Below are 21,856 nucleotides of genomic sequence, written 5' to 3' on the forward strand. Positions count from 1 at the left end.
GGCTGCCATAATATTCACCGGGTAAAGCATTGGGAGGCAGCGCGTGAAAGGAAAAGGGCTTATCGTTCTGTTGGCGCTGCTGGCGGCCGGATATTACGGCTATCGTTATCTTCCCGCGCACTATAACCCGCTGGCGCCGCTGCGTCTGGAGGATCCGCCGGGGTTCATCACCCACTATAAGCTGCGGCGATTGACGCCCGGACAGTGCGCCAACCTGCTGAAGGAAGCGAATCAGCGAAATCTCATCACCAGCCGGGCGGTGGCCGATAGCGGGGGAGAGTGCCCCCTGCAAAACGTGGTTCGGGTACGCGATTTTGGCGCGGTAAAGCTCAGCAGCAGCTTCCTCGCCAGCTGCCCGCTGGCGTTAAGCAGCGCGCTGTATCTGCAACAGCAGGCGAAACCGCTGACTCGGCGGATGCTGGGGCAAGAGCTCCGCCAGGTCGACCATTTTGGCAGCTATGCCTGCCGTAATATTTACCATCGTCAGAACGCGCGGCGCAGCGAGCACGCTACCGCGGAGGCGCTGGATATCAGCGGCTTTCGTTTGGCCGATGGCCGACGCATCAGCGTGCTGAAAGGGTGGCCCGATGCGCAGTATCACCCCTGGCTGCAGGCGTTACTGGCCGGCGGTTGCAGCTATTACGGCAACGCTTTAGGGCCGGACTATAACGCGGCCCATGCGAACCATTTTCACCTCGGTATGCGCGGCCAGGGGTTCTGTTTCTGAGCATAACTCGCTGTATACCACGCTTTTCACCACGAAATTATTCGCAACAGGGCAATCTGGTGTCATAAAACACTAAACTCGCCGTCAGCGCATCTCTGGTAGTACGTCGGACAGGGGAAATTGCTAAGCTAGTTAATAATTGCCAAAAAATTAATGAATACGCGTAGTTATGGAATCCTGGAAGGTTAATCTTATCTCCGTCTGGTTTGGCTGTTTTTTTACCGGCCTGGCCATCAGCCAAATTCTTCCCTTTTTGCCGCTGTACGTTTCCCAACTGGGCGTGACCTCGCATGAAGCGTTATCCATGTGGTCGGGCCTGACGTTTAGCGTCACTTTTCTGGTGTCGGCGATTGTCTCGCCGATGTGGGGGAGCCTCGCCGACCGCAAAGGGCGCAAGCTGATGCTGCTGCGCGCCTCGCTGGGGATGGCCATCGCCATTTTACTTCAGGCGTTCGCCACCAACGTCTGGCAGCTGTTTATCCTGCGCGCGGTGATGGGACTGACTTCCGGCTATATTCCCAACGCCATGGCGCTGGTGGCGTCTCAGGTTCCGCGCGAGCGTAGCGGCTGGGCGCTGAGCACGCTGTCGACGGCGCAGATCAGCGGCGTGATTGGCGGGCCGCTGCTCGGCGGTTTCCTGGCCGACCACGTCGGTTTGCGCGCCGTATTTATCATCACCGCGATTTTGCTGACCGTAAGCTTCCTGGTGACGCTGTTTCTGATTAAAGAGGGCGCCCGACCGCAGGTCACGAGGGCGGAGCGGCTGAGCGGCAAGGCGGTATTTGCCTCGCTGCCCTATCCGGGACTGGTGATCAGCCTGTTTTTCACCACTCTGGTGATCCAACTTTGCAACGGCTCAATCGGCCCGATTCTGGCGCTGTTTATCAAGTCGATGGCGCCGGATAGCAATAACATCGCCTTTCTCGCCGGCATGATCGCCGCCGTGCCGGGCGTGTCGGCGCTGATTTCGGCTCCCCGTCTGGGGAAATTGGGCGACAGGATCGGCACCTCGCGGATCCTGCTGGCGACGCTGTGCTGCGCGGTGGTGATGTTCTTTGCCATGTCGTTCGTTACGACCCCATTCCAGCTTGGTGTGCTGCGTTTCCTGCTCGGTTTTGCCGATGGGGCGATGCTGCCGGCGGTGCAAACCCTTCTGCTCAAATACTGCAGCGACAGCGTCACCGGGCGTATTTTCGGCTATAACCAGTCGTTTATGTATCTTGGCAACGTGGCCGGGCCGTTGATCGGCGCGTCGGTCTCGGCCATGGCCGGCTTCCGCTGGGTGTTTATCGCCACGGCGGTTATTGTCCTGATCAATATCTGGCAGCTGGCCATCATGCTGCGCCGCAGCCGCCGTCCTGCGGCTTAATTCCGCTCTTTCTCCTCGGCCGCGATGGATGCGACAGCGTCAGTAGCGGCCTCGGTGTTCCTTAAGCTTTAAATGTATCACCGATCACAAAACGATTATTTTCCCCTCTCATCCTCTTCTATTCCTGACTGTTACGCGTATACAGTTACGCGTAACAGTTATTGAAAAAGAGGTTTTATGCGAAATTTATTTGATTTGTCAGGGAAGCGCGCGCTGATCACCGGCTCCGCTCAGGGGATTGGCCATCTGCTGGCCGGCGGCCTGGCGGAGTACGGCGCGGAGATCATCATCAACGACCGCACCCAGGCGCGCGCGGACCAGGCGGCGCAGGCGCTGGTGGCGCAGGGCTTTCATGCGGTAGGGGTCGCCTTTGATGTCACCCGGGCGGCGCAGGTCGAGCAGGCGATAGCCCGCATCGAAGAGGAGATCGGCGCCATTGATATTTTAATTAATAACGCCGGGATCCAGCGGCGTTTCCCTTTTACCGAATTTCCGGAGGAGGAGTGGGATAACGTTATTGAGGTCAATCAGAAGGGCGTTTTCCTGGTTTCTCAGCAGGTGGCGAAATATATGATGGGCCGCCGCGCGGGGAAAATAATTAATATTTGCTCAATGCAGAGCGAGCTGGGGCGTAAAACCATTACGCCTTACGCGGCCTCGAAAGGGGCGGTTAAAATGCTGACCCGCGGCATGTGCGTTGAGCTGGCCGAATATAATATTCAGGTTAACGGTATCGCGCCGGGATATTTTGCCACCGACATGACGGCCGCCCTGGTCAACGATGAGGCGTTTTCCGCCTGGCTGTACCAGCGTACCCCGGCGGCGCGCTGGGGAAAACCGGAAGAACTGATTGGTGCCGCGGTATATCTGGCCTCGTCGGCGGCAAACTTTGTTAACGGTCATTTGCTGTTTGTGGACGGCGGAATGCTTGCCGCTGTCTGAATCACTTCGCGTCCTTCGGGCAGCAGCGTGCCCGCACTACCTGAAGGACAGAGTATTAAACCCGTGTGATGATATTGATATCTGAGGAGTGCTTATGCACATGCTCGCGAAATTACCCGCGCGTCGCTGGTGGTATTTAATGCCGATTATATTTATTACCTATAGTCTGGCCTACCTTGACCGTGCGAATTATGGTTTTGCCGCTGCTGCGGGAATTGAAAGCGATTTGGGTATTACCAAAGGAACGGCATCGCTTATTGGCGCGCTATTTTTTCTCGGCTATTTCTTTTTCCAGGTACCCGGCGCGATATATGCGGTAAAACGCAGCGTGCGAAAAATGATTTTCTTTAGCCTGATTTTATGGGGATTCTGCGCGGCGGCGACCGGGTTCGTCAGCAATATTCCGATGCTGATGGCGATTCGCTTTACCCTTGGCGTGGTTGAGGCGGCGGTGATGCCGGCGATGCTGATTTATATCAGCAACTGGTTTACGAAAACCGAGCGTTCGCGCGCCAACACGTTCCTGATCCTCGGAAACCCGGTGACGGTGCTGTGGATGTCCATCGTTTCCGGCTACCTGATTCAGGCGTGGGGCTGGCGCGAAATGTTTATCATCGAAGGCATTCCGGCGGTACTGTGGGCGGTATGCTGGTGGATACTGGTGCGCGATAAACCGTCCGAGGTTTCCTGGCTGAACGAGCAGGAAAAAGAGACCCTGCAGAAGGTGATGGACAGCGAGCAGAGTCATATCAAGCCGGTGCGCAACTACGGTGAAGCGCTGCGCTCGCGCAATGTGATCATGCTCTGCGCCGTGCACGCGCTGTGGAGCATCGGCGTGTACGGCTTCATGATGTGGATGCCGTCGATTCTGAAAAATGCCGCGCAGATGGATATCGTGGCGGTGGGCTGGCTGGCGGCGGTGCCGTACCTGGCGGCAATTATCCTGATGCTGACGGTCTCCTGGCTGTCGGATAAGTTCCAGAATCGTAAACTGTTTATTTGGCCGTTATTGCTGATTGCCGCTATCGCTTTCTTTGGCTCCTGGCTGGTGGGCAACCAGGCGTTCTGGCTCTCCTATGCGCTACTGGTCATTGCCGCGGCCTGCATGTATGCGCCGTATGGGCCGTTCTTCGCGCTTATTCCTGAACTGCTGCCGCGCAACGTTTCCGGCGTATCGATGGGCTTAATCAACAGCTTTGGCGCGCTCGGCGCTTTCCTTGGTGCGTGGCTGGTGGGGTACCTCAACGGGATTACCGGCGGGCCGGGAGTTTCCTATACCTTTATGGCTGTCGCGCTGCTGTCCTCCGTCGTGCTGATGTACAACGTGCGCGCTAACCCGCAACCCGTTTCCCCGGTGACGGCAAAAAAGGTTGCCGGCTAACATAAACCGCCGCTGCTGTGGTAAGGTTCTCTGTGAGCATAAAAGTCGCTTGTCGTAGAGAACCTGATGAAAAACAACCGGATGACATTGCAGGATATCGCCAACCTGGCGGGGCTGAATAAAATGACGGTCAGCCGTTATTTACGTGACCCCGGCCAGGTTTCTGAGCGCAGCCGTGAGCTGATCTCAAAGGTCATGGAAGAGAACAACTATATCCCTAACCGCGCCCCGGAAATCCTGCTTAACGCCCGGAGTAAAACGATTGGCGTGCTTATTCCCTCCTTCCGCAACCAGATTTTTGCCGATGTGCTGGCCGGCATTGAGTCGGTGACCTCCGCGCACCAGTATCAGACCCTGATTGCCAACTACGAATATGACCCGCAGCGCGAAGAGCGCGAAGTGCTCAATCTGCTCTCTTATAATATCGATGGGCTGATTTTGACCGGGAAGCAGCACAGCGATCGCATGGTGCAGTACGTGCGCGCCAGCGGTATCCCCGTCGCTGAACTGATGGACTACGGCGGCCAGCAGCTGGATATCCAGGTGGGGTTCGATAACGAAAAGGCGGCGTGGGATATGACTCATGCTTTTCTTGAGAGCGGCAAACGGGCGATCGCCTTTTTTGGTTCAATGGACGATCCCCGCGATTTAAGCCGCTTCCGCGGCACCGAGCTGGCGCTGGCGGAGCACGGCCTGAAGGCGTATCACATGGCGCCGCGGACCATCTCCTCGGTTGCGCTTGGCCGGCAGATGTTCCTGCAGATGCAGAAGACGCGCCCGGATATTGACGCCATTTTTTGTACCAACGACGATCTGGCGGTGGGGGTGCTGCTCGAGTGCCAGGCGCAGGGGAAAGCCGTTCCGCAGGAGATCGCCATCGCCGGTTTTCACGGGCTGGAAATTGGCCGTGCGCGGCTGCAAAAAATAGCCAGCGTCATTACCCCACGTTATGAAATCGGTAAAACGGCGAGCGAAATACTTATTGCGCGCCTGACCGGTAAAGACGCGCCGGACAGCGTGAATCTGGCCTACCAGATATATTATGGCGATACGTTATAGTTATCGATAGAATAGCGATATTCCATTTTATTCTTATTTGTTAAAGTTGGTTATGATGCTTATTAATCCGCATTGAGTAAATTCCTGGCGGGTGGCATGCAAAGAGCAAAACGTTTCGCTTGTTATTCACCGGCGTGGCGAACTTTTTTAAAAAATAATAGTGGCAACCGACGGCTAATGTATGACATAAATAGCAGACTACGGACCTCGCATAAGGATAAAGTGCTGTGAAGAATCTCATTGCTGAGCTACTGGTAAAACTCGCCCAAAAGGAAGAAGAATCGAAGGAGCTGACGGCCCAGGTTGAGGCGCTGGAAGTGGTGGTGACCGCTCTGCTACGTCATATGGAGCAGGACGCCCAGCAGGCGCTCATCATCGATATTGAGCAGGCCATCGATGAGGCCAGCCCCGGCCCGCTGGTGGATGACCGCGATACCCAGCTACTGCAGCAATATATAAAGAAGCTGTTACGGCATCCTCGTAGCTAGTTTTGTGACAGGGTATGGATGCTGTCATTTTACTGTCACATCGCTTTTATACAGTCTCCCTCGTTTTGTTTTTTAAAGTATTTTTTACACGGAGACGATAAAAGTGAAATTAAGCGCCCTGTTTATTGCCCTGCTGCCTCTGCTGGGCTCCCCGATTATTCACGCAGAAACAACAACCGCACCGGTTCTGGAAAATCGTGCCGCGCAGGGCGATATCACCACGCCGGGCGGCGCGCGTCGTTTAAGCGGTGACCAGACCGAGGCGCTGCGCGCTTCGTTAATCAATAAACCGGCTAAAAATATTATTTTGCTGATTGGCGACGGAATGGGCGATTCTGAAATCACCGCCGCGCGAAATTATGCAGAAGGGGCGGGCGGCTTCTTTAAAGGCATTGACGCGCTGCCGCTGACCGGCCAGTACACCCATTATTCTCTGGATAAGAAAACCGGCAAGCCGGATTATGTCACCGACTCCGCCGCTTCCGCAACGGCCTGGACCACCGGCGTGAAAAGCTATAACGGCGCGCTGGGCGTGGATATCCATGAAAAAGATCATCAGACCATCCTTGAGCTGGCGAAAGCGGCGGGCTTAGCTACCGGTAACGTCTCCACGGCGGAACTGCAGGACGCCACTCCCGCTGCGCTGGTGGCGCATGTGACGTCGCGTAAATGCTACGGCCCGAGCGTGACCAGCGAAAAATGCGCCAGCAACGCGCTGGAAAAGGGCGGTAAAGGTTCGATTACCGAACAGCTGCTGAACGCCCGTCCCGACGTAACACTGGGCGGCGGTGCGAAAACCTTCGCGGAAAGCGCGACGGCCGGTGAATGGCAGGGCAAAACGCTGCACGATCAGGCGGTAGCCCGCGGCTACCAGATCGTCACCGACGCCAGCTCGCTGGCCGCCATTAGCCAGGCCAATCAGGACAAACCGCTGCTCGGTCTCTTCGCGGAAGGCAATATGCCGGTGCGTTGGGAAGGCCCAAAGGCGTCTTATCACGGCAATATCGATAAGGCGGCGGTGACCTGTACGCCGAACCCGAAACGCGATGCATCGGTGCCGACGCTGGCGCAGATGACCGAAAAAGCCATCGATCTGCTGAGCAGCAATGAGAAGGGGTTCTTCCTGCAGGTGGAAGGCGCTTCTATCGATAAACAGGATCACGCGGCGAATCCGTGCGGTCAGATTGGCGAGACCGTCGATCTGGACGAAGCGGTACAGAAGGCGCTGGAATTTGCCAAAAAAGAGGGCAATACCCTGGTTATCGTCACCGCCGACCACGCTCACGCCAGCCAGATTATCCCGGCAGATACCAAAGCGCCGGGCCTGACGCAGGCGCTGAACACCAAAGATGGTTCGGTGATGGTGATGAGCTACGGCAACTCTGAAGAAGAGTCGATGGAACATACCGGCACCCAGCTGCGTATTGCCGCCTACGGCCCGCACGCGGCCAACGTGGTGGGTTTAACCGACCAGACGGACCTGTTCTACACCATGAAAGCCGCACTTAATCTGAAATAACCGGGCGCCGGTGATGAATTTTCGTTACCGGCTGGTTTTTTCTCCATCAGCGACCAGACTTACAGAGATCCACTCATAGAGGATGGTGCGATGAAAATAACATTACTTGTGACCTTACTTTTTGGCCTGGTATTTATGACAGCGGTGAGTGCCGCGGAAAAAGAGTTGACCCCTCAGCAGCAAAAGATGAGCGTCTGCAATAAAGAAGCGTCATCGAAGTCGCTGAAAGGGGATGAGCGTAAAACGTTTATGAGTAGCTGCCTGAAGAAAGATGGCGCCGCGCAGGACGGTAAGGGGCTAACGCCTCAGCAGCAGAAAATGCGCGAGTGTAACGCTCAGGCGACCCAGCAGTCCCTGAAAGGGGACGATCGCAGCAAATTTATGAGCGCCTGCCTGAAAAAACAGGTGTAAGAAATGGGCGGGTGAGGGAAACCTCACCCGCTATTCGCTATTGCAATCAGGAACGGCTCAGCTTCTCTGATTTCTCCATGCATTTCACCATCGCTTCGATGACGGCGGAACGGAAGCCTTTCTCTTCCAGCACGCGCACGGCTTCGATGGTGGTGCCGCCGGGCGAACACACCATATCCTTCAGCGTCCCCGGATGCTCGCCGCTTTCGAGTACCATTTTGGCCGAGCCCATCACCGCCTGCGCCGCGAATTTATAAGCCTGCGCGCGGGGCATTCCGCCAAGCACAGCGGCGTCGGCCATCGCTTCGATAAACATAAAGACGTAAGCCGGCGCGGAGCCGCTGACGCCGACCACCGGATGAATCATCGGCTCAGCAATGATTTCCGCCTGACCAAAGCAGCGGAATATGGTCAGGATCTCCGCGGTTTCTTCGGCGCTGACCAGCGCATTCGGCGTGACCGACGTCATCCCCGCGTTGACCAGCGAAGGCGTGTTGGGCATCGCGCGGACTATTTTGCGGTCATGGCCTAAGGCGCGCGCCAGCTGGTCGAGCGTCACGCCCGCGGCGATAGAAACCACCAGAGAGTCTTTATTCAGGCTGGAGGCGACGTCGCTGAGCACTTTTACCATCACGCCCGGCTTTACGGCGCCAAAAACGATATCCGCCACCTGAGCCACTTCCTGCGCGCTTTGCGCCGCATTAATGCCGTATTGGTCGTGCAGGGCCGCCACTTTATCCGGCGACGGGGTATAGACCCAGATTTGACCCGGCTGCACCTGCCCGCTGGCGATCAGGCCGCCCAGGATGGCCTTGCCCATGTTGCCGCAGCCGATAAAGCCGATTTTCTTCTCCATCACCAATCCCCTTTGTTTGTTTTATCGTTAGCGATATAGCTTAACATCTTGTTGCTTTCGCGGAAGGCAAAAGCAGGCGACAATACGGCATCTCTTTTTCATCGACAGGAGCCGCAATGGCTATTTGGGTTGATGCGGACGCGTGTCCGAACGTCATTAAAGATATTTTGTTCCGCGCCGCCGAGCGCGCGCAAATCTCGCTGACGCTGGTTGCTAACCAGCCTCTGCGCGTCCCGCCGTCGCGCTTTATCCGCACGCTGCGCGTGGCGCAGGGGTTTGACGTGGCGGATAACGAAATCGTACGTTTATGCGAGCCGGGAGATCTGGTGATTACCGCCGATATCCCGCTGGCGGCGGAAGTGCTGGAGAAAGGCGGGGCGGCGCTGAATCCACGCGGTGAACGCTACAGCGAGGCGACCATTCGCGAACGCCTGACGATGCGCGACTTTATGGAAACGATGCGGGCCAGCGGCGTGCAGACCGGCGGCCCGGATAGCTTATCCCAGCGCGATCGGCAGCAGTTTGCCGCCGCGCTGGAGAAATGGCTGTTAGACGTTAAGCGCCAGCAGGGTTAAACCCAGCTGTCGTCGTCGCTGCCGAAATCATCATTGCCGAAACCGGCGTCAAAGTCGGCGTCATAATCGTTGTTGTCGGCGAGGAACTGCCCGTCATCCTGGCGGAAGGTATCGTCAGCGACGCTATTGTCCTGCGCCTGGCTGAGATCCGGCTGCGGTTTCTCTTCGATGATATTGACGATCTCTTGCGGATGCGAGCCGCTAAACATATTGGTCAACATGTTTCCCAGCACCACGCCGCCCGCGACGCCTGCCGCCGTTTGCAGCGCGCCGGCCATAAAACCGCCGCCGCTGCGCGACGCCTGAGGGGCGTAGTTCTGCTGCTGCGCCTGCGGAGCATACTGAGGCTGGGCGCCGGCCTGCGGTCGGCCATACTGCTCGGCGCCAGGAATCGGGTCGGAACCGCGCGACTGACCGCCGCCAAACAGGCCTGAGAGAAACCCGCCGCTGCTCGGCTTCGCGGCCTGAAGCTGGGTCACCTGGCTCTCCAGCGCCTGAATGCGGTCGTTGAGCTGTTTGATCGCCGCTTCCTGAATCAGAATCGTTTGCGCCATATAGTAAGGGGCGAACGGCTGCTCTTTAATGTGCCCGGCAATCCGCTCCTCAGCGCTGGCATCCCGTGATGCGCTGTGGCTCTCGGCCTCTTTTAATCGGGAAAACAGTCCATCGATAAGGCGTTGCTCTTCAGATTGCATACTACATACCTCTGTCATACTGATTGATTAGCTTCAGATTCGCTCCGAAGCACGCATCTTGTAAATATGCGGCAGCGTAAAGCTGTGCAGAAATGTGTTACTGTTTACGCCAGACTGCGAACAAAAAATAACTTCTGTACAAAAGTAAAGCTGGCATAACACCAAATGCAATGATAAGTTTACATTAAATGTCCTTTCTAATACTAAGGTGAAAGGGTTTGCAGATGGTGTGTAACGTTTATTTTACGATTTGCGTCGGGTAAGTTTGCGGTACCATTGTTTCTCTTTTCGCTTTCATTTATCCGCAAAATGCGGAACCAAGGGGTCTTCGGTAATGACACAGCTAATATTTCTTGTCGGGCCTCGCGGCTGCGGTAAAACGACCATCGGACACGCGCTGGCGAAAGCTCGCAGCTTTAAGTTCGCCGACACGGACCATGAGCTGCAGGAGCATGAGCAGCGCACGGTAGCGGCTATCGTCCAGCAGGAAGGCTGGGAACGCTTTCGTGCGCTGGAAACGCAGGCTTTAGAACGCGTCGCTCAACCCGCGACGATCATCGCCACCGGCGGCGGCATTATCCTCAGCGAATACAACCGACAGTTTATGCGGGAAAATGGCATCGTTATCTATCTCGAGGCCTCGGTTTCCGCGCTGATTGACCGCCTTGAAGCCTATCCGAAGGCGGAACAGCGCCCGACGCTGACCGGAAAGCCCATCCGCGATGAAGTGGGTGAGGTGCTGGCGCAGAGGGAAGCGCTGTATCGCGCGGCCGCGCATCATATTATTAATGCGACCGCCACGCCGGATGAGGTCGTGGAACAGATTATGACCACCGTCTGCGGCGAGACCTATACCAGTTAAGACTTTGCCTGGGGTAAACGGATCGGCAGCGCCTATACTTTAAAGCTCTTAAGGTAAAAAAAGGAAACGCTATGCCGACCAGACCTCCATATCCAAGGGAAGCGCGTGTTGTCGCCGTTGAAAAGGGCCCGCAGGGCCAGACGGTCACCTGGTATGAACTGCGCGCCGATCACCCGACGCCAAACTCACTCATCAGCGAACATCCTACAGAACAGGAAGCGCTGGACGCCAAACGGCGTTACGAAGATCCTGATAAGTCTTAATTCCTCTTAAATGTCCGGGATTCGTTCTGAAAAGATCGCTACCGGACATGTATCACATTTTTAATCTATTAACGGTACTAATGATTACCTAAGGTACGGATTTTCAGGAGCGTTTTTGACGCTTCTGGAATCTTTACATTCCATATCAGCCGTAACCTGCTACGCTTCTCGACGGTTGCTTTGGGTCACCAGGGGGCAGAAGTTGTAAATAAAAGCCTGTTTTGAAACAGCGGTTGTGAAAAGGTAAACGATATGAGTAGTGCATCGATGGCAATCTTGACCATTGGGGTCGTACCCGTGGCGGAGATGCTGCCGCTTTTAACTGAACATATCAGGGAAGACGAGATCGCCCACATTAGCCTGCTCGGCAAAATGACGCGCGAAGACGTTATGCGGGACTACAGCATAGAGCCCGGCGATGAGATGCTATTGACCTTGCTTAACGATAATCAAATTGCGCAGGTCTCACGGCAGAAGGTTGAGCGTGATTTACGTAGCGTCATTGCGATGCTCGATAAACAAAATTACGACCTTATTTTACTCATGAGCACTCATCCCTTTAGCGGATTTACGGCGAATAATGCGATCCTGCTTGAGCCGCAAAGAATTATTCCGCCGCTGGTCGCGTCGATTGTCGACGGCCATCAGGTGGGGGTGATTGTTCCGGTTGAAGAGATTTTGCCGCTGCAGCGGAATAAATGGCAGGTATTAGAAAATACTCCGTTTTACGCCATTTCCAATCCGGTGAGCGGCGGTAAAGAGGAGTTAATCGCCGCGGGCAGGGAGTTGATTGAACAGGGCGCAGACGTATTAATGCTGGATTGCCTTTGCTACCACCAGCAGCATCGCGACATATTACAAAAGGCGCTGGATATTCCGGTTCTGTTGTCAAATGTGCTGGTTTCACGGCTGGCGGCAGAACTATTAGTTTAACCTGATATAACGCGTTAATTTTACGTGACAGGGGCAAGGAGCGCCCCCTATATTGTGCCTTCAACACAAGATCATAAGGGCGAGTTTATGCTTCAAAGCAATGAATACTTTGACGGAAAAGTAAAATCTATCGGCTTCACCAGCAGCAGCACCGGTCGTGCGAGCGTGGGCGTGATGGCGGAAGGGGAATATACCTTTGGTACCGCGCAGCCGGAAGAGATGACCGTAGTCAGCGGCGCGCTGAACGTACTTCTGCCGGGAGAAACCGAGTGGAAAGTCTATGCCGCCGGGGAAGTATTCAACGTTCCGGGGAATAGCGAGTTTAATCTGCAGGTGGCTGAGCCGACCTCTTATCTGTGCCGCTACCTGTAATGTTCGTTTCCTTCCTGCGCTGGCAGGAAGGAATTCACGAGATTAGCGCTGCGCTTCGCCGCCTAGCCCTTCCACCAGATTCTGAATCAGCGCGGCCAGCTCGCCGGTCATCAGAATAAAGTCCGCGTCAAAACGCTGAGCGAAATCTTCCCGATCGATATCTTCATTCTGATCGCGCAGTTCGTCGCAGAACTTCAGGCGTTTAATCGAACCATCATCGCACATTAAGAACTGAATGCGCTGCTGCCAGTCGAGCGCCAGCTTGGTGACGACCTTACCGGCTTCAATGTGCACGGCGATCTCGTCGCTCACCAGATCCTGTTTTTTCGCGCGGATCACGCCGCCGTCTTCCAGCATCGCTTTCAGCTCGGCTTCATCCAGCAGCTGGAAGCCCTGAGCCACGGTACCGGAACGCACCCACTCGGTCAGCGTCAGTTCGATCGGGGTTTCCAGCGCCAGCGGAACAACCGGCAGCGAGCCCAGAGTTTTACGCAGCAGCGCCAGCGTATCTTCCGCTTTTTTGGCGCTGGCGCAGTCCACCATGATCAACCCGTTGACGGTATCGATCCACATCATGGTCTGGCTGAAGCGGCTGAAGGCGCGCGGCAGCAGGGAATGCAGCACTTCATCCTTCAGAGAATCTTTTTCGGTTTTTTTCAGCTTACGGCCCTGCTCGGCTTCCAGCTTGAAGATCTTTGCTTCCAGCGCCTGTTTGATCACCGGAGACGGCAGGATCTTCTCTTCTTTACGCGCGCAGATAACGATCTGGCCATTTGCCGTATGCGTCAGCGCATCGCTGTGCGATCCCATCGGCGGTACCCAACCGGTTTTGGCCATATCCTGGCTGCCGCAAGGAGTAAAGGTCAGCTCGGCCAGCTGTTTTTCCATCTCCTCGGCGCGCAGGGAAATGTCGCGGCTGAGACGATAAACCATTAAATTTTTGAACCACAGCATGATAATTTCCACGGCTTAGTCGTTAAATCCAGCGGGCATGATAGCGAATTGTCGCTATGCTTGCATTGTTAATCGGGAGAGGAATTCACAGTGCGCATTGGCATTGATTTAGGCGGAACCAAAACGGAAGTCATCGCGCTGAGCGACCAGGGAGCGCAGCTATTTCGTCATCGCCTGCCTACGCCAGGGGGCGATTATCGCCAGACAATAGAGACGATAGCCTCGCTGGTCGAGATGGCCGAGCAGGCTACCGGGCAGAGCGGCACGGTCGGCATCGGCATCCCCGGGTCGATTTCGCCCTATACCGGCGTGGTCAAAAACGCTAACTCAACCTGGCTCAACGGTCAGCCGTTTGATAAAGACCTTAGCCAGCGTCTGCAACGGGAAGTGCGTCTGGCCAACGATGCCAACTGCCTCGCGGTGTCGGAAGCGGTAGACGGCGCGGCGGCCGGGGCGCAAACGGTATTTGCGGTGATTATCGGCACCGGCTGCGGTTCAGGCGTGGCGCTTAACGGACGCGCCCATATTGGCGGCAACGGTACGGCGGGCGAGTGGGGGCACAACCCGCTGCCGTGGATGGATGAAGATGAACTTCGCTATCGCGCTGAAGTACCGTGCTACTGCGGCAAGCAGGGCTGTATTGAAACCTTTATCTCCGGTACCGGCTTTGCGACCGATTACCGGCGGTTAAGCGGTCATTCGCTAAAAGGCAGCGAGATTATGCAGCGCGTGGGCGAGCGGGATCCGGTGGCGGAGCTGGCGCTGAGCCGCTATGAGATGCGGCTGGCGAAGTCGTTGGCTCACGTGGTTAACATCCTCGATCCGGACGTTATTGTGCTTGGCGGCGGAATGAGCAACGTTGACCGTCTCTACCAGACGGTGCCGAATCTGCTAAAACCATGGGTATTCGGCGGTGAATGCGAGACGCCGATTCGCCGGGCGGCGCACGGGGACTCCAGCGGCGTGCGCGGCGCGGCCTGGCTGTGGCCGCTGTAATCATCAATCCGCTGCGCGGCCTGAACGGCGCAGCGGATACCCCGCGGATTACCGGTCCGGGATCTCCTCCAGGCTGTAGTAAATCGACAGCCCCCTTTTTTTACCTTCCTCAATATCCAGGTCCGCTCCGCGGGATTCACCCGGCATGCGCAATATAGCGTCGCAGCGGCTAATGACACGGTGAGCGACCGGGTAGAGATATTCTTCGCTAATCGCATCGCCAATTTCCGTTGAACCCGCAGCTTTGGCGATGGGCAGAGCCAGCCATTCGCCGACCACGGGGATATGGCCTTTCTGGTAAACGCGTAGCGCAACCTGGGCCATATTGTTCAGGTTAGCGTCGATAAGTTCCGCGCGATTGTGGGTGCCGCTGCGTACCGGGCCGGCAATCAAAATAAGTAAGCTTTTCATGGTTAAGACCTTCTTAATGGGCCAGAGGGGATGGGACGATGCTGCCGGAGGCTGCAGCACGCCCTCAGAAAAAGTTATCAATGCACGGTTTTGCACGAATCGATGTGGTTAAAATAATAATCACGATTTTTATGCATTATTTCGCCTGCTTATCATCGTTAAAGCAATGAAATTAAACTTATCATGCAAATTCGTGCAATATCAAGATTTATCGTGAATTCTGAGCCCGGGCAACGGCGCGACCTCTCCCGTGGGGGAGAGGCTTGAAGACAGGTGCGGAGGGGGAAATTTATTCGACGGCGAAAGCTTTATCGAGACGGCTATAGCCCAGCCCGTTGATTTTTTTAACTTTAATTTGCACAGGAATGCGCTCTTTCATCGCCTCAACGTGGCTGATGACGCCGATAATCTTGCCGCTGGCGTTGAGCGCGTCCAGCGCATCCAGCGCGGTATCCAGGGTTTCGCTGTCCAGAGTGCCGAAGCCCTCATCGAGAAACAGCGAGTCTATCCGCGTTTTATGGCTCACCAGATCGGAGAGCGCCAGCGCCAGCGCGAGGCTCACGAGGAAGCTCTCGCCGCCGGACAGCGTCCGGGTGTCGCGCACCGCGTCCGCCTGCCAGGTATCGACCACTTCCAGCTCCAGGGCGTCGCTGGCTTTGCGTTGCAGCAGATAGCGGCCGTGCAGGCGGTTGAGCTGATGGTTGGCCAGCCACACCAGGTTATCCAGCGTCAGTCCTTGCGCAAACTTACGGAATTTATCGCCCTCTCTGGAGCCGATAAGCGCGTTCAGCCATCCCCAGTCTTCCACTTCCTGCGCAGCGCGTTCCATCTGCTGGCGTAACGACTGCTGACGCTGCTGGTTTTCTGCATTCTGCTTCAGCTGCTGGCGAATCTCTCCCTGACGGGCGCTGTTTTCCCGCAGCAGCGTCGTCAGCTGCTGAAGCTGTTCCTGTACCCGCTCAAGAGGCTGGCTGATATCCGTTTCCGCCGGAGGCTGCTGGCGGTGGCTATCCAGCGCCTCGCGGGCCCGCATCGCCAGCGCCTGATTCTGCTGTAGCGTAGTTTCCAGCGTCTGCTTCAGGCGTTCAAGGCGCCGGCGCGTCTCCTCATCGAGCAGCGCGGCGAGAAACGCCTGCTGGTCAGCGAACGGGCTGGCGGCCAGCGCCGCGCTGAACTGCGCTTCGCTCTCTTTCAACTGAGCCTGCTGCCGGCTCTCCTGCTGCCCCAGGGTTTGCCACTGGCTCTGAAGCGCGAGGCAGTCGTCGTGCACCTGGCGCCAGCCGTCCAGCGGCGCGGGTTCCGCCGCTAAGTCCGTTTCCGGCAAGGACTCCAGCAGCGGGGTCAGCTGCTGAAGCTGTTCCTGCAGGGCGATCAGTTCGTTCTGTTTGGTCTGCCAGCCGCGGGTCTCGTCTTCCCGCTGCGCCAGCCAGCCTGCGGCCTGCTCTGCTGCCGGTAAACTCAGCGCAAATGCGGCCAGTTCAGCCGCCAGCGCGGCGCTGCGCTGCGCTTGTTCCTGCTGGAGCTGCTGGAGCTGCTGCTGGCACTCCTGCTGCTGGGCCTGCCAGGCCAGACGCTGCTGATGCTGATACAGCCGCTGTTCATGCTCCTGCTGCGCGTTTAGCCAGCCGGGAATGTCATCCTTTGGCGTCAGGTCGATATTTAATCCGGCGATCGTCGCCTGCCAGCGTGAGGTAAGCGCTTGCTCCTGCTGCAGAAGCGATGCTTTCTCGGTGGCCTCTTTTTGCTGCTGCTTAAGCAGGGCGTCCAGCTCGCCGCGCACCAGGGCGCCGGCCTCCGCCAGCTGTTTGACTTCGCGCTCAAGCGCATCGCGCCGCGCCTGATTTACGCCGGGAACCAGCGCCTGATACTCGGCGACGGCCGGATGCTGCGCGGAACCGCAGAGCGGACAGGGGGAACCGGGCTGCAGGCGGGCTCGCTCGGCCTCCAGGCCGGCAATGCGCGCTTCCATTTCGCACAGGGCTTTGACATCGCTAAACTGCTGATTCTTCTCTTTATAGGCCTGACGGCGCTGGGCCAGGGTGGTTTCCAGCCGCTCCTGCTCCTGCTTACTGGCCTGCCCGGCGGCATGAAGCTGGGATAAACGCTGGCTCAGCGGCTGCAGCTGGCCATGCAGGGCCGCGAGCTGCTGGCGCAGAGCGCGCGCCGCGGCGTGCTGCGCGAGGCCGGCGCTGACCTGCTCAGCATCCAGCGCCAGCCCGTCGGGCGGCAGTTCGCCCAGCCGGCGGCTGGTTTCCGCCAGACGCTGCTGCAGAGCGGCTTGCTGCTGCGTATCGCGGGCCTGCTGCTGGAAAGCGGCCCGCCAGCCCGCCAGCGCATTGCCCCATCGCTGGTAGCGGTCGTGCTCTTTTAGCCATGCGGCGAGCGTTTGCTGGTGGTTCTGCAGGCGTTCAGATTGCTGCCGGGCGGCGAGGCGAATCCCCGCCCGCAGCCGCAGTCGTTCATGTAAGCGAGTATTTACTTCTTCTCTCAGATTGTGGGTTTGCGCCAGCGCGGCGATTTGCTCCTGTTGACGCGTCCACTGCGGGCGTAGCTGCTCCGCGGGCTGGGCATTCAGCAATACGGTAAGCTGCGGTTGCGCCTGCTCCAGCGCAGCCTGCGCTTCGCGTAGCGCGGTTTGAGCCTGCCGATCTTCTGCCGTCAGCTCTGCGCCGCGTACCAGCCACTGACGGGCATTTTGCAGGCGGGTTTGTTCGCTAACCTGCTGTTTTTCTTCATCAGTAAGCGCTTGCAAACTTTGTTGGAGCGCCTGCTGCTGTTCGTCGCTCAGCAGCAGCACGCCGGAGGCCTGGGCCTGAATTTTCTCCAGCTCGACGCGGGCCTGCTTATGCTTTTCAAAGACCTGTGCCGAAATCTGGCCGTAAATCTCGGTGCCGGTCAGCTCCTCCAGCAGCTCGGCGCGCTCTTTCGGTTTCGCGTTCAGGAAGGCGGCGAACTGCCCCTGCGACAGCAGCATCGAGCGGGTGAAGCGGCCATAGTCCAGGCCGGTGAGCGAGGCGGTCAGTTCCAGCTTATCTTTGACCTTATCGGCGAGGATCTTGCCGTCCTCGCAGCGCGCCAGCTCGACGCGCGGAACCTGCAGGTTGCCGTCCGGCTGGTTTCGCGCCCGGTTCTGGCTCCAGAAGGCGCGGTAGGCGATGCCTTTTACCTCAAACTCCACTTCCGCCAGGCATTCGGCAGTGTCGCGGGTCATCAGATCGTTCTGCGATTGCGACACGCTGCTCAGGCGCGGGGTTTCGTGATACAGCGCCAGACAGATAGCATCCAGCAGGGTGGTTTTTCCGGCGCCGGTTGGCCCGGTAATCGCGAACAGTCCGTTGCTGGCGAAGGGCTCAGCGGTGAAATCAATTTTCCATTCGCCTTTGAGTGAATTGAGGTTTTTCAGGCGTAAGCTGAGTATTTTCACAGGCGATCCTCACCGTTCAGGCTATGCAGCGTTTCATTAAAGAGCTGTTCCAGGCGCTGCTGCTGCGTCGCTTCCAGCGTTTCCAGCGCCAGACGGCGGGCGAAGACGTCCTCCACCTGCAGTTCGCTGAGGGTCTCGCGCTGAGCGCCGGCCAGAATGCGATCGCGCTGGGCGCGGCTGCGGCGCACCAGCAGCACTTCTACCGGCAGCGTTTCGGTCTGCGCCTGGATTTTACGTTGGATATCATGCATATATTCGTCGCTGGTGACTTCGATATCCAGCCACGCTGAGGGCTGCTGGTCGTTATTCTGCCATTGGTTTAGCTGTGCGCTAATGCTGGCGAAATCGCCCTTCAGGACCGCCAGCGGCTGGGTGACGGGGACGATAAGCGGCGTGACGTCCGTCAGGCAGCCGTTAGCGAAAGTGACCAGATTGACGCTCTTATTTTTCCCGGTTTCGTCAAAGCTCAGCGGGATGGGCGAACCGCTGTAGCGGATATGTTCGCAGCCGCCGACCACCTGCGCCCGGTGAATGTGGCCGAGCGCGATATAGTCGGCGGGCGGAAAACGGCTCGCCGGGAAGGCGTCCAGCGTACCGATATAGATTTCGCGAACCGCGTCGCTTTTGCTGGCGCCGACGGTGGTTAAATGGCCGCTGGCGATAATCGGCAGCGCCCGGTCGCCGCGCAGTTCGCAGGCCAGCTGGTACTGCTGCTGGTAGTAATCGCTGATGGCGCTGAGCAGCAGCTGCTGCTTTTCGCCGCCAGAGTGCCCGGCCTGGCTGGTCACCAGCTCACGCGGGCGCAGGAACGGTACCGGACAAAAAATTGCCCCCGGCGTACCGTCGCGCAGCGGCAGGATAAAAGGGGCGTGGCCGGCATTGGCCACCACCGTCGTATTCAGGAAGGCGAGAATGTCTCGCGACTCGTTGAGGGTGGCGACCGAATCGTGGTTTCCCGCCAGCACCACCAGCCGGCAGCGGGTCTGCTGCAGCTGAACGACAAAGCGGTTATACAGCTCGCGCGCGTAGCTCGGCGGTGAGCCGGTATCAAAAATATCGCCCGCAACAATAATGGCATCGACATCATGTTCCTGCGCGCTGGCCAGCAGCCAGTCGAGAAACGCCTGATGTTCGGCGGCGCGACTTTTGCTGTAAAAATTTTGTCCAAGGTGCCAGTCAGAGGTGTGAAGGATGCGCATAGTTGTTCCATAGCGAAAAAGCGTAAGCGGCATTATATACCCGTCATCCTTCAAGTTGCTTATGCGTTGGCTACGTCCAGCCACCTGGTTACCTGTGCTTGTGGGGAGTGAAACCTGAATTATTGAGGGGATAACGCTGCTTTTGGGTGAGTTAAGTCCGTGTCACAATTCGAAATCCGCGTTCATCTGGCGGTCATTTTTTTCATAAATCTGTCATAAATCTGACGCATAATGGCCGCGCACTTCTATACTGATGGCTAAAAAATACAGGGTAAATAATGGCGAGAAGAATTCTGGTCGTTGAAGATGAAGCTCCAATCCGCGAAATGGTTTGCTTTGTTCTGGAGCAAAACGGCTTTCAGCCCGTCGAGGCGGAAGATTTTGACAGCGCGGTCAATCAGCTCAATGAACCCTGGCCTGATTTGATCCTCCTTGACTGGATGCTGCCGGGCGGGTCGGGTCTGCAGTTTATTAAACAGCTCAAGCGTGAAGCGATGACCCGTGATATTCCGGTGGTGATGCTGACCGCCCGCGGCGAAGAGGAAGATCGCGTCCGCGGCCTGGAGACCGGCGCCGATGACTACATCACTAAGCCGTTTTCCCCGAAAGAGCTGGTGGCGCGAATTAAAGCCGTGATGCGGCGCATTTCGCCGATGGCGGTGGAGGAGGTGATTGAAATGCAGGGGCTGAGCCTCGACCCCTCTTCGCATCGCGTCATGACCGGCGAAAATCCGCTGGATATGGGGCCTACGGAGTTTAAATTACTCCACTTCTTCATGACGCACCCGGAGCGAGTCTATAGCCGCGAACAGCTGCTGAATCACGTCTGGGGAACCAACGTTTATGTCGAAGACAGAACGGTAGACGTGCATATTCGCCGTCTGCGCAAAGCGCTGGAACATAGCGGCCATGACCGGATGGTACAAACGGTTCGCGGTACGGGATATCGTTTCTCCGCCCGTTTCTGAATGCTGACAGGAGTGTGAACCGTGCTGGAACGGCTGTCATGGAAAAGGCTGGCGCTTGAGCTTTTCTTGTGTTGTATCCCGGCCCTGATCCTCGGGGCGTTTTTAGGTTATCTGCCGTGGTTTTTATTGGCGGCAGTGACCGGTCTTCTTGTCTGGCATTTCTGGAATCTGATGCGCCTGTCGTGGTGGCTGTGGGTTGATCGCAGCATGACGCCGCCGCCGGGCAGCGGCAGCTGGGAGCCGCTGCTTTACGGACTGCACCAGATGCAGATGCGTAATAAAAAGCGCCGCCGTGAGCTGGGAAGCCTGATTAAGCGCTTTCGCAGCGGGGCGGAGTCTCTGCCGGATGCGGTGGTGCTGACCACCGAAGAAGGGGTGATGTTCTGGTGCAACGGTCTGGCCCAGCAGATCCTGAATCTGCGCTGGCCTGACGATAACGGGCAGAACATCCTTAACCTCTTGCGCTACCCTGAATTTGCCAATTATCTGAAATACCGTGATTTTTCCAAACCGCTCAATCTGGTGCTGAATAACGGCCGTCATCTGGAAATTCGCGTGATGCCCTATAGCGATAAACAGCTGCTGATGGTGGCGCGCGATGTCACGCAGATGCACCAGCTGGAAGGGGCGCGGCGAAACTTTTTCGCCAACGTCAGCCACGAACTGCGCACGCCGTTGACGGTGCTGCAGGGGTATCTGGAGATGATGCAGGAGCAGGTGCTGGAAGGGGGAACGCGCGAAAAAGCGTTGCACACCATGCGTGAACAAACCCAGCGCATGGAAGGCCTGGTTAAGCAACTGCTGACGCTGTCGCGAATCGAAGCCGCGCCGGTACTGGCGATGAACGATAAAATCGATGTGCCGATGATGCTGCGGGTGGTCGAGCGCGAGGCGCAAACGCTAAGCCAGCAGAGGCAGGTGCTGCATTTTTCGGTCGATGAATCGCTGAAAGTACTGGGTAATGAAGAACAGCTGCGCAGCGCCATTTCCAACCTGGTCTATAACGCGGTCAACCATACGCCGCCGGGCACGGACATTACCGTAAGCTGGCAGCGCGCGCCGCACGGAGCGTTGTTCAGCGTCGAAGATAACGGGCCGGGCATCGCGCCGGAACATATTCCGCGTCTGACCGAGCGTTTCTACCGGGTGGATAAAGCGCGTTCAAGGCAGACCGGCGGCAGCGGTCTGGGGCTGGCGATCGTCAAACACGCCGTCAGCCATCACGATAGCCGCCTCGAAATTGAGAGTACGCTGGGGAAAGGCACCCGCTTTAGCTTCCTGTTGCCGGAACGTTTAATTGCCAAAAATTGAGCCCGAGCGGCCGGGTGTCAGAATAACTTGCCAATGACCAGCTTCGGTTGGTCATTTTCCTTTGCAGCGCAATCACAGCTGCGTAATTAACGAACGCTCGCTGCTTTTTTGTTCGCATGATAAGCCAGATGTTTTCTATCC

22 protein-coding genes are annotated in these 21,856 nt (G+C 57.1%); 16 read left to right on the forward strand and 6 right to left on the reverse strand.

What is annotated here, in order from left to right; genetic code table 11:
• The first annotated feature begins 43 nt into the window (after nt 1-43).
• The 8 genes from FQK12_RS15435 to psiF all read left to right on the forward strand — a co-directional run bounded on the left by FQK12_RS15435 (nt 44) and on the right by psiF (nt 7,896).
• A complete protein-coding gene (locus tag FQK12_RS15435) occupies nt 44-727 on the forward strand; it encodes an extensin family protein (RefSeq protein WP_014228135.1) in 684 nt (227 codons plus the stop codon).
• Nucleotides 728-896: 169 nt separating this feature from the next.
• Complete coding sequence (locus FQK12_RS15440; protein ID WP_014228136.1) at nt 897-2,096, forward strand: multidrug efflux MFS transporter; 1,200 nt, start codon at nt 897-899, stop codon at nt 2,094-2,096.
• A gap of 177 nt (nt 2,097-2,273) precedes the next feature.
• Nucleotides 2,274-3,038, forward strand: a complete 765-nt coding sequence (idnO, locus tag FQK12_RS15445) for a gluconate 5-dehydrogenase (RefSeq protein WP_014228137.1) — start codon at nt 2,274-2,276, stop codon at nt 3,036-3,038.
• 94 nt (nt 3,039-3,132) lie between these two features.
• A complete protein-coding gene (locus FQK12_RS15450; RefSeq protein ID WP_004848153.1) occupies nt 3,133-4,419 on the forward strand; it encodes an MFS transporter in 1,287 nt (428 codons plus the stop codon).
• A 66-nt stretch (nt 4,420-4,485) separates the two neighbouring features.
• Nucleotides 4,486-5,478 (forward strand): substrate-binding domain-containing protein, encoded by a 993-nt coding sequence (locus tag FQK12_RS15455; RefSeq protein WP_014228139.1) that lies wholly within the window; start codon nt 4,486-4,488, stop codon nt 5,476-5,478.
• A gap of 227 nt (nt 5,479-5,705) precedes the next feature.
• A complete protein-coding gene (iraP, locus tag FQK12_RS15460) occupies nt 5,706-5,966 on the forward strand; it encodes an anti-adapter protein IraP (protein WP_014228140.1) in 261 nt (86 codons plus the stop codon).
• A 79-nt stretch (nt 5,967-6,045) separates the two neighbouring features.
• Nucleotides 6,046-7,485, forward strand: a complete 1,440-nt coding sequence (phoA, locus tag FQK12_RS15465; protein ID WP_369816084.1) for an alkaline phosphatase — start codon at nt 6,046-6,048, stop codon at nt 7,483-7,485.
• Nucleotides 7,486-7,575: 90 nt separating this feature from the next.
• Nucleotides 7,576-7,896 (forward strand): phosphate starvation-inducible protein PsiF, encoded by a 321-nt coding sequence (gene psiF / locus FQK12_RS15470; RefSeq protein ID WP_004132478.1) that lies wholly within the window; start codon nt 7,576-7,578, stop codon nt 7,894-7,896.
• A 46-nt stretch (nt 7,897-7,942) separates the two neighbouring features.
• Here psiF and proC read toward each other — a convergent pair whose 3' ends face one another.
• Nucleotides 7,943-8,752: a pyrroline-5-carboxylate reductase gene (gene proC, locus FQK12_RS15475; protein ID WP_004848157.1), complete on the reverse strand. Its 810-nt coding sequence runs from the start codon at nt 8,750-8,752 to the stop codon at nt 7,943-7,945.
• A gap of 116 nt (nt 8,753-8,868) precedes the next feature.
• Between proC and FQK12_RS15480 the strand changes: the two genes are divergently transcribed.
• A complete protein-coding gene (locus tag FQK12_RS15480; protein WP_009653579.1) occupies nt 8,869-9,327 on the forward strand; it encodes a YaiI/YqxD family protein in 459 nt (152 codons plus the stop codon).
• On the opposite strand, the gene FQK12_RS15485 is transcribed toward FQK12_RS15480, so the two are convergent.
• A complete protein-coding gene (locus tag FQK12_RS15485) occupies nt 9,324-10,022 on the reverse strand; it encodes a DUF2076 domain-containing protein (protein ID WP_014228142.1) in 699 nt (232 codons plus the stop codon). The two genes, FQK12_RS15480 and FQK12_RS15485, sit on opposite strands and share 4 nt — an antisense overlap.
• 334 nt (nt 10,023-10,356) lie before the next feature.
• Between FQK12_RS15485 and aroL the strand changes: the two genes are divergently transcribed.
• The 4 genes from aroL to ppnP all read left to right on the forward strand — a co-directional run bounded on the left by aroL (nt 10,357) and on the right by ppnP (nt 12,452).
• Nucleotides 10,357-10,884: a shikimate kinase AroL gene (gene aroL / locus FQK12_RS15490; RefSeq protein ID WP_004848163.1), complete on the forward strand. Its 528-nt coding sequence runs from the start codon at nt 10,357-10,359 to the stop codon at nt 10,882-10,884.
• 71 nt (nt 10,885-10,955) lie between these two features.
• On the forward strand, nt 10,956-11,147 hold the full coding sequence (locus FQK12_RS15495) for a YaiA family protein (protein WP_004129622.1): 192 nt from the start codon (nt 10,956-10,958) through the stop codon (nt 11,145-11,147).
• A 252-nt stretch (nt 11,148-11,399) separates the two neighbouring features.
• Nucleotides 11,400-12,080: an AroM family protein gene (locus tag FQK12_RS15500; protein WP_165795123.1), complete on the forward strand. Its 681-nt coding sequence runs from the start codon at nt 11,400-11,402 to the stop codon at nt 12,078-12,080.
• An 87-nt stretch (nt 12,081-12,167) separates the two neighbouring features.
• Nucleotides 12,168-12,452, forward strand: a complete 285-nt coding sequence (ppnP, locus tag FQK12_RS15505) for a pyrimidine/purine nucleoside phosphorylase (RefSeq protein ID WP_004099395.1) — start codon at nt 12,168-12,170, stop codon at nt 12,450-12,452.
• 42 nt (nt 12,453-12,494) lie between these two features.
• On the opposite strand, the gene rdgC is transcribed toward ppnP, so the two are convergent.
• A complete protein-coding gene (rdgC, locus tag FQK12_RS15510) occupies nt 12,495-13,406 on the reverse strand; it encodes a recombination-associated protein RdgC (RefSeq protein WP_004099396.1) in 912 nt (303 codons plus the stop codon).
• Nucleotides 13,407-13,496: 90 nt separating this feature from the next.
• On the opposite strand from rdgC, the gene mak reads away from it, so the two are divergent.
• Nucleotides 13,497-14,402 carry a fructokinase gene (gene mak, locus FQK12_RS15515; protein WP_014228144.1) on the forward strand — a complete coding sequence of 302 codons (906 nt, stop codon included), beginning with the start codon at nt 13,497-13,499 and terminating at the stop codon, nt 14,400-14,402.
• Nucleotides 14,403-14,450: 48 nt separating this feature from the next.
• On the opposite strand, the gene FQK12_RS15520 is transcribed toward mak, so the two are convergent.
• From FQK12_RS15520 to sbcD, 3 genes are all read right to left on the reverse strand, one after another.
• On the reverse strand, nt 14,451-14,813 hold the full coding sequence (locus tag FQK12_RS15520; RefSeq protein ID WP_014228145.1) for an NUDIX hydrolase: 363 nt from the start codon (nt 14,811-14,813) through the stop codon (nt 14,451-14,453).
• Nucleotides 14,814-15,102: 289 nt separating this feature from the next.
• Nucleotides 15,103-18,237, reverse strand: a complete 3,135-nt coding sequence (gene sbcC, locus FQK12_RS15525) for an exonuclease subunit SbcC (RefSeq protein WP_014228146.1) — start codon at nt 18,235-18,237, stop codon at nt 15,103-15,105.
• Nucleotides 18,234-19,436 (reverse strand): exonuclease subunit SbcD, encoded by a 1,203-nt coding sequence (gene sbcD / locus FQK12_RS15530; protein ID WP_014228147.1) that lies wholly within the window; start codon nt 19,434-19,436, stop codon nt 18,234-18,236. The genes sbcC and sbcD overlap by 4 nt, the downstream gene beginning before the upstream one ends.
• Before the next feature lie 278 nt (nt 19,437-19,714).
• Between sbcD and phoB the strand changes: the two genes are divergently transcribed.
• Both phoB and phoR read left to right on the forward strand, forming a co-directional pair.
• Nucleotides 19,715-20,404 (forward strand): phosphate response regulator transcription factor PhoB, encoded by a 690-nt coding sequence (gene phoB, locus FQK12_RS15535; protein WP_004099401.1) that lies wholly within the window; start codon nt 19,715-19,717, stop codon nt 20,402-20,404.
• A gap of 21 nt (nt 20,405-20,425) precedes the next feature.
• On the forward strand, nt 20,426-21,715 hold the full coding sequence (gene phoR, locus FQK12_RS15540) for a phosphate regulon sensor histidine kinase PhoR (protein WP_004848171.1): 1,290 nt from the start codon (nt 20,426-20,428) through the stop codon (nt 21,713-21,715).
• Nucleotides 21,716-21,856 lie beyond the last annotated feature (141 nt).

Source organism: Klebsiella sp. ME-303 (assembly GCF_007910085.1).
GTDB classification, from domain to species: Bacteria; Pseudomonadota; Gammaproteobacteria; order Enterobacterales; family Enterobacteriaceae; genus Klebsiella; species Klebsiella michiganensis.

What these genes read in the sequence shown, in the direction of transcription:
- FQK12_RS15440 (WP_014228136.1), top strand. Translation starts at nt 897, where the DNA reads ATGGAATCCTGGAAGGTTAATCTTATCTCCGTCTGGTTTGGCTGTTTT.
- idnO (WP_014228137.1), top strand. Translation starts at nt 2,274, where the DNA reads ATGCGAAATTTATTTGATTTGTCAGGGAAGCGCGCGCTGATCACCGGC.
- FQK12_RS15450 (WP_004848153.1), top strand. Translation starts at nt 3,133, where the DNA reads ATGCACATGCTCGCGAAATTACCCGCGCGTCGCTGGTGGTATTTAATG.
- FQK12_RS15455 (WP_014228139.1), top strand. Translation starts at nt 4,486, where the DNA reads ATGAAAAACAACCGGATGACATTGCAGGATATCGCCAACCTGGCGGGG.
- psiF (WP_004132478.1), top strand. Translation starts at nt 7,576, where the DNA reads ATGAAAATAACATTACTTGTGACCTTACTTTTTGGCCTGGTATTTATG.
- proC (WP_004848157.1), bottom strand. Translation starts at nt 8,752, where the DNA reads ATGGAGAAGAAAATCGGCTTTATCGGCTGCGGCAACATGGGCAAGGCC.
- FQK12_RS15480 (WP_009653579.1), top strand. Translation starts at nt 8,869, where the DNA reads ATGGCTATTTGGGTTGATGCGGACGCGTGTCCGAACGTCATTAAAGAT.
- FQK12_RS15485 (WP_014228142.1), bottom strand. Translation starts at nt 10,022, where the DNA reads ATGCAATCTGAAGAGCAACGCCTTATCGATGGACTGTTTTCCCGATTA.
- aroL (WP_004848163.1), top strand. Translation starts at nt 10,357, where the DNA reads ATGACACAGCTAATATTTCTTGTCGGGCCTCGCGGCTGCGGTAAAACG.
- FQK12_RS15495 (WP_004129622.1), top strand. Translation starts at nt 10,956, where the DNA reads ATGCCGACCAGACCTCCATATCCAAGGGAAGCGCGTGTTGTCGCCGTT.
- FQK12_RS15500 (WP_165795123.1), top strand. Translation starts at nt 11,400, where the DNA reads ATGAGTAGTGCATCGATGGCAATCTTGACCATTGGGGTCGTACCCGTG.
- ppnP (WP_004099395.1), top strand. Translation starts at nt 12,168, where the DNA reads ATGCTTCAAAGCAATGAATACTTTGACGGAAAAGTAAAATCTATCGGC.
- rdgC (WP_004099396.1), bottom strand. Translation starts at nt 13,406, where the DNA reads ATGCTGTGGTTCAAAAATTTAATGGTTTATCGTCTCAGCCGCGACATT.
- FQK12_RS15520 (WP_014228145.1), bottom strand. Translation starts at nt 14,813, where the DNA reads ATGAAAAGCTTACTTATTTTGATTGCCGGCCCGGTACGCAGCGGCACC.
- sbcD (WP_014228147.1), bottom strand. Translation starts at nt 19,436, where the DNA reads ATGCGCATCCTTCACACCTCTGACTGGCACCTTGGACAAAATTTTTAC.
- phoB (WP_004099401.1), top strand. Translation starts at nt 19,715, where the DNA reads ATGGCGAGAAGAATTCTGGTCGTTGAAGATGAAGCTCCAATCCGCGAA.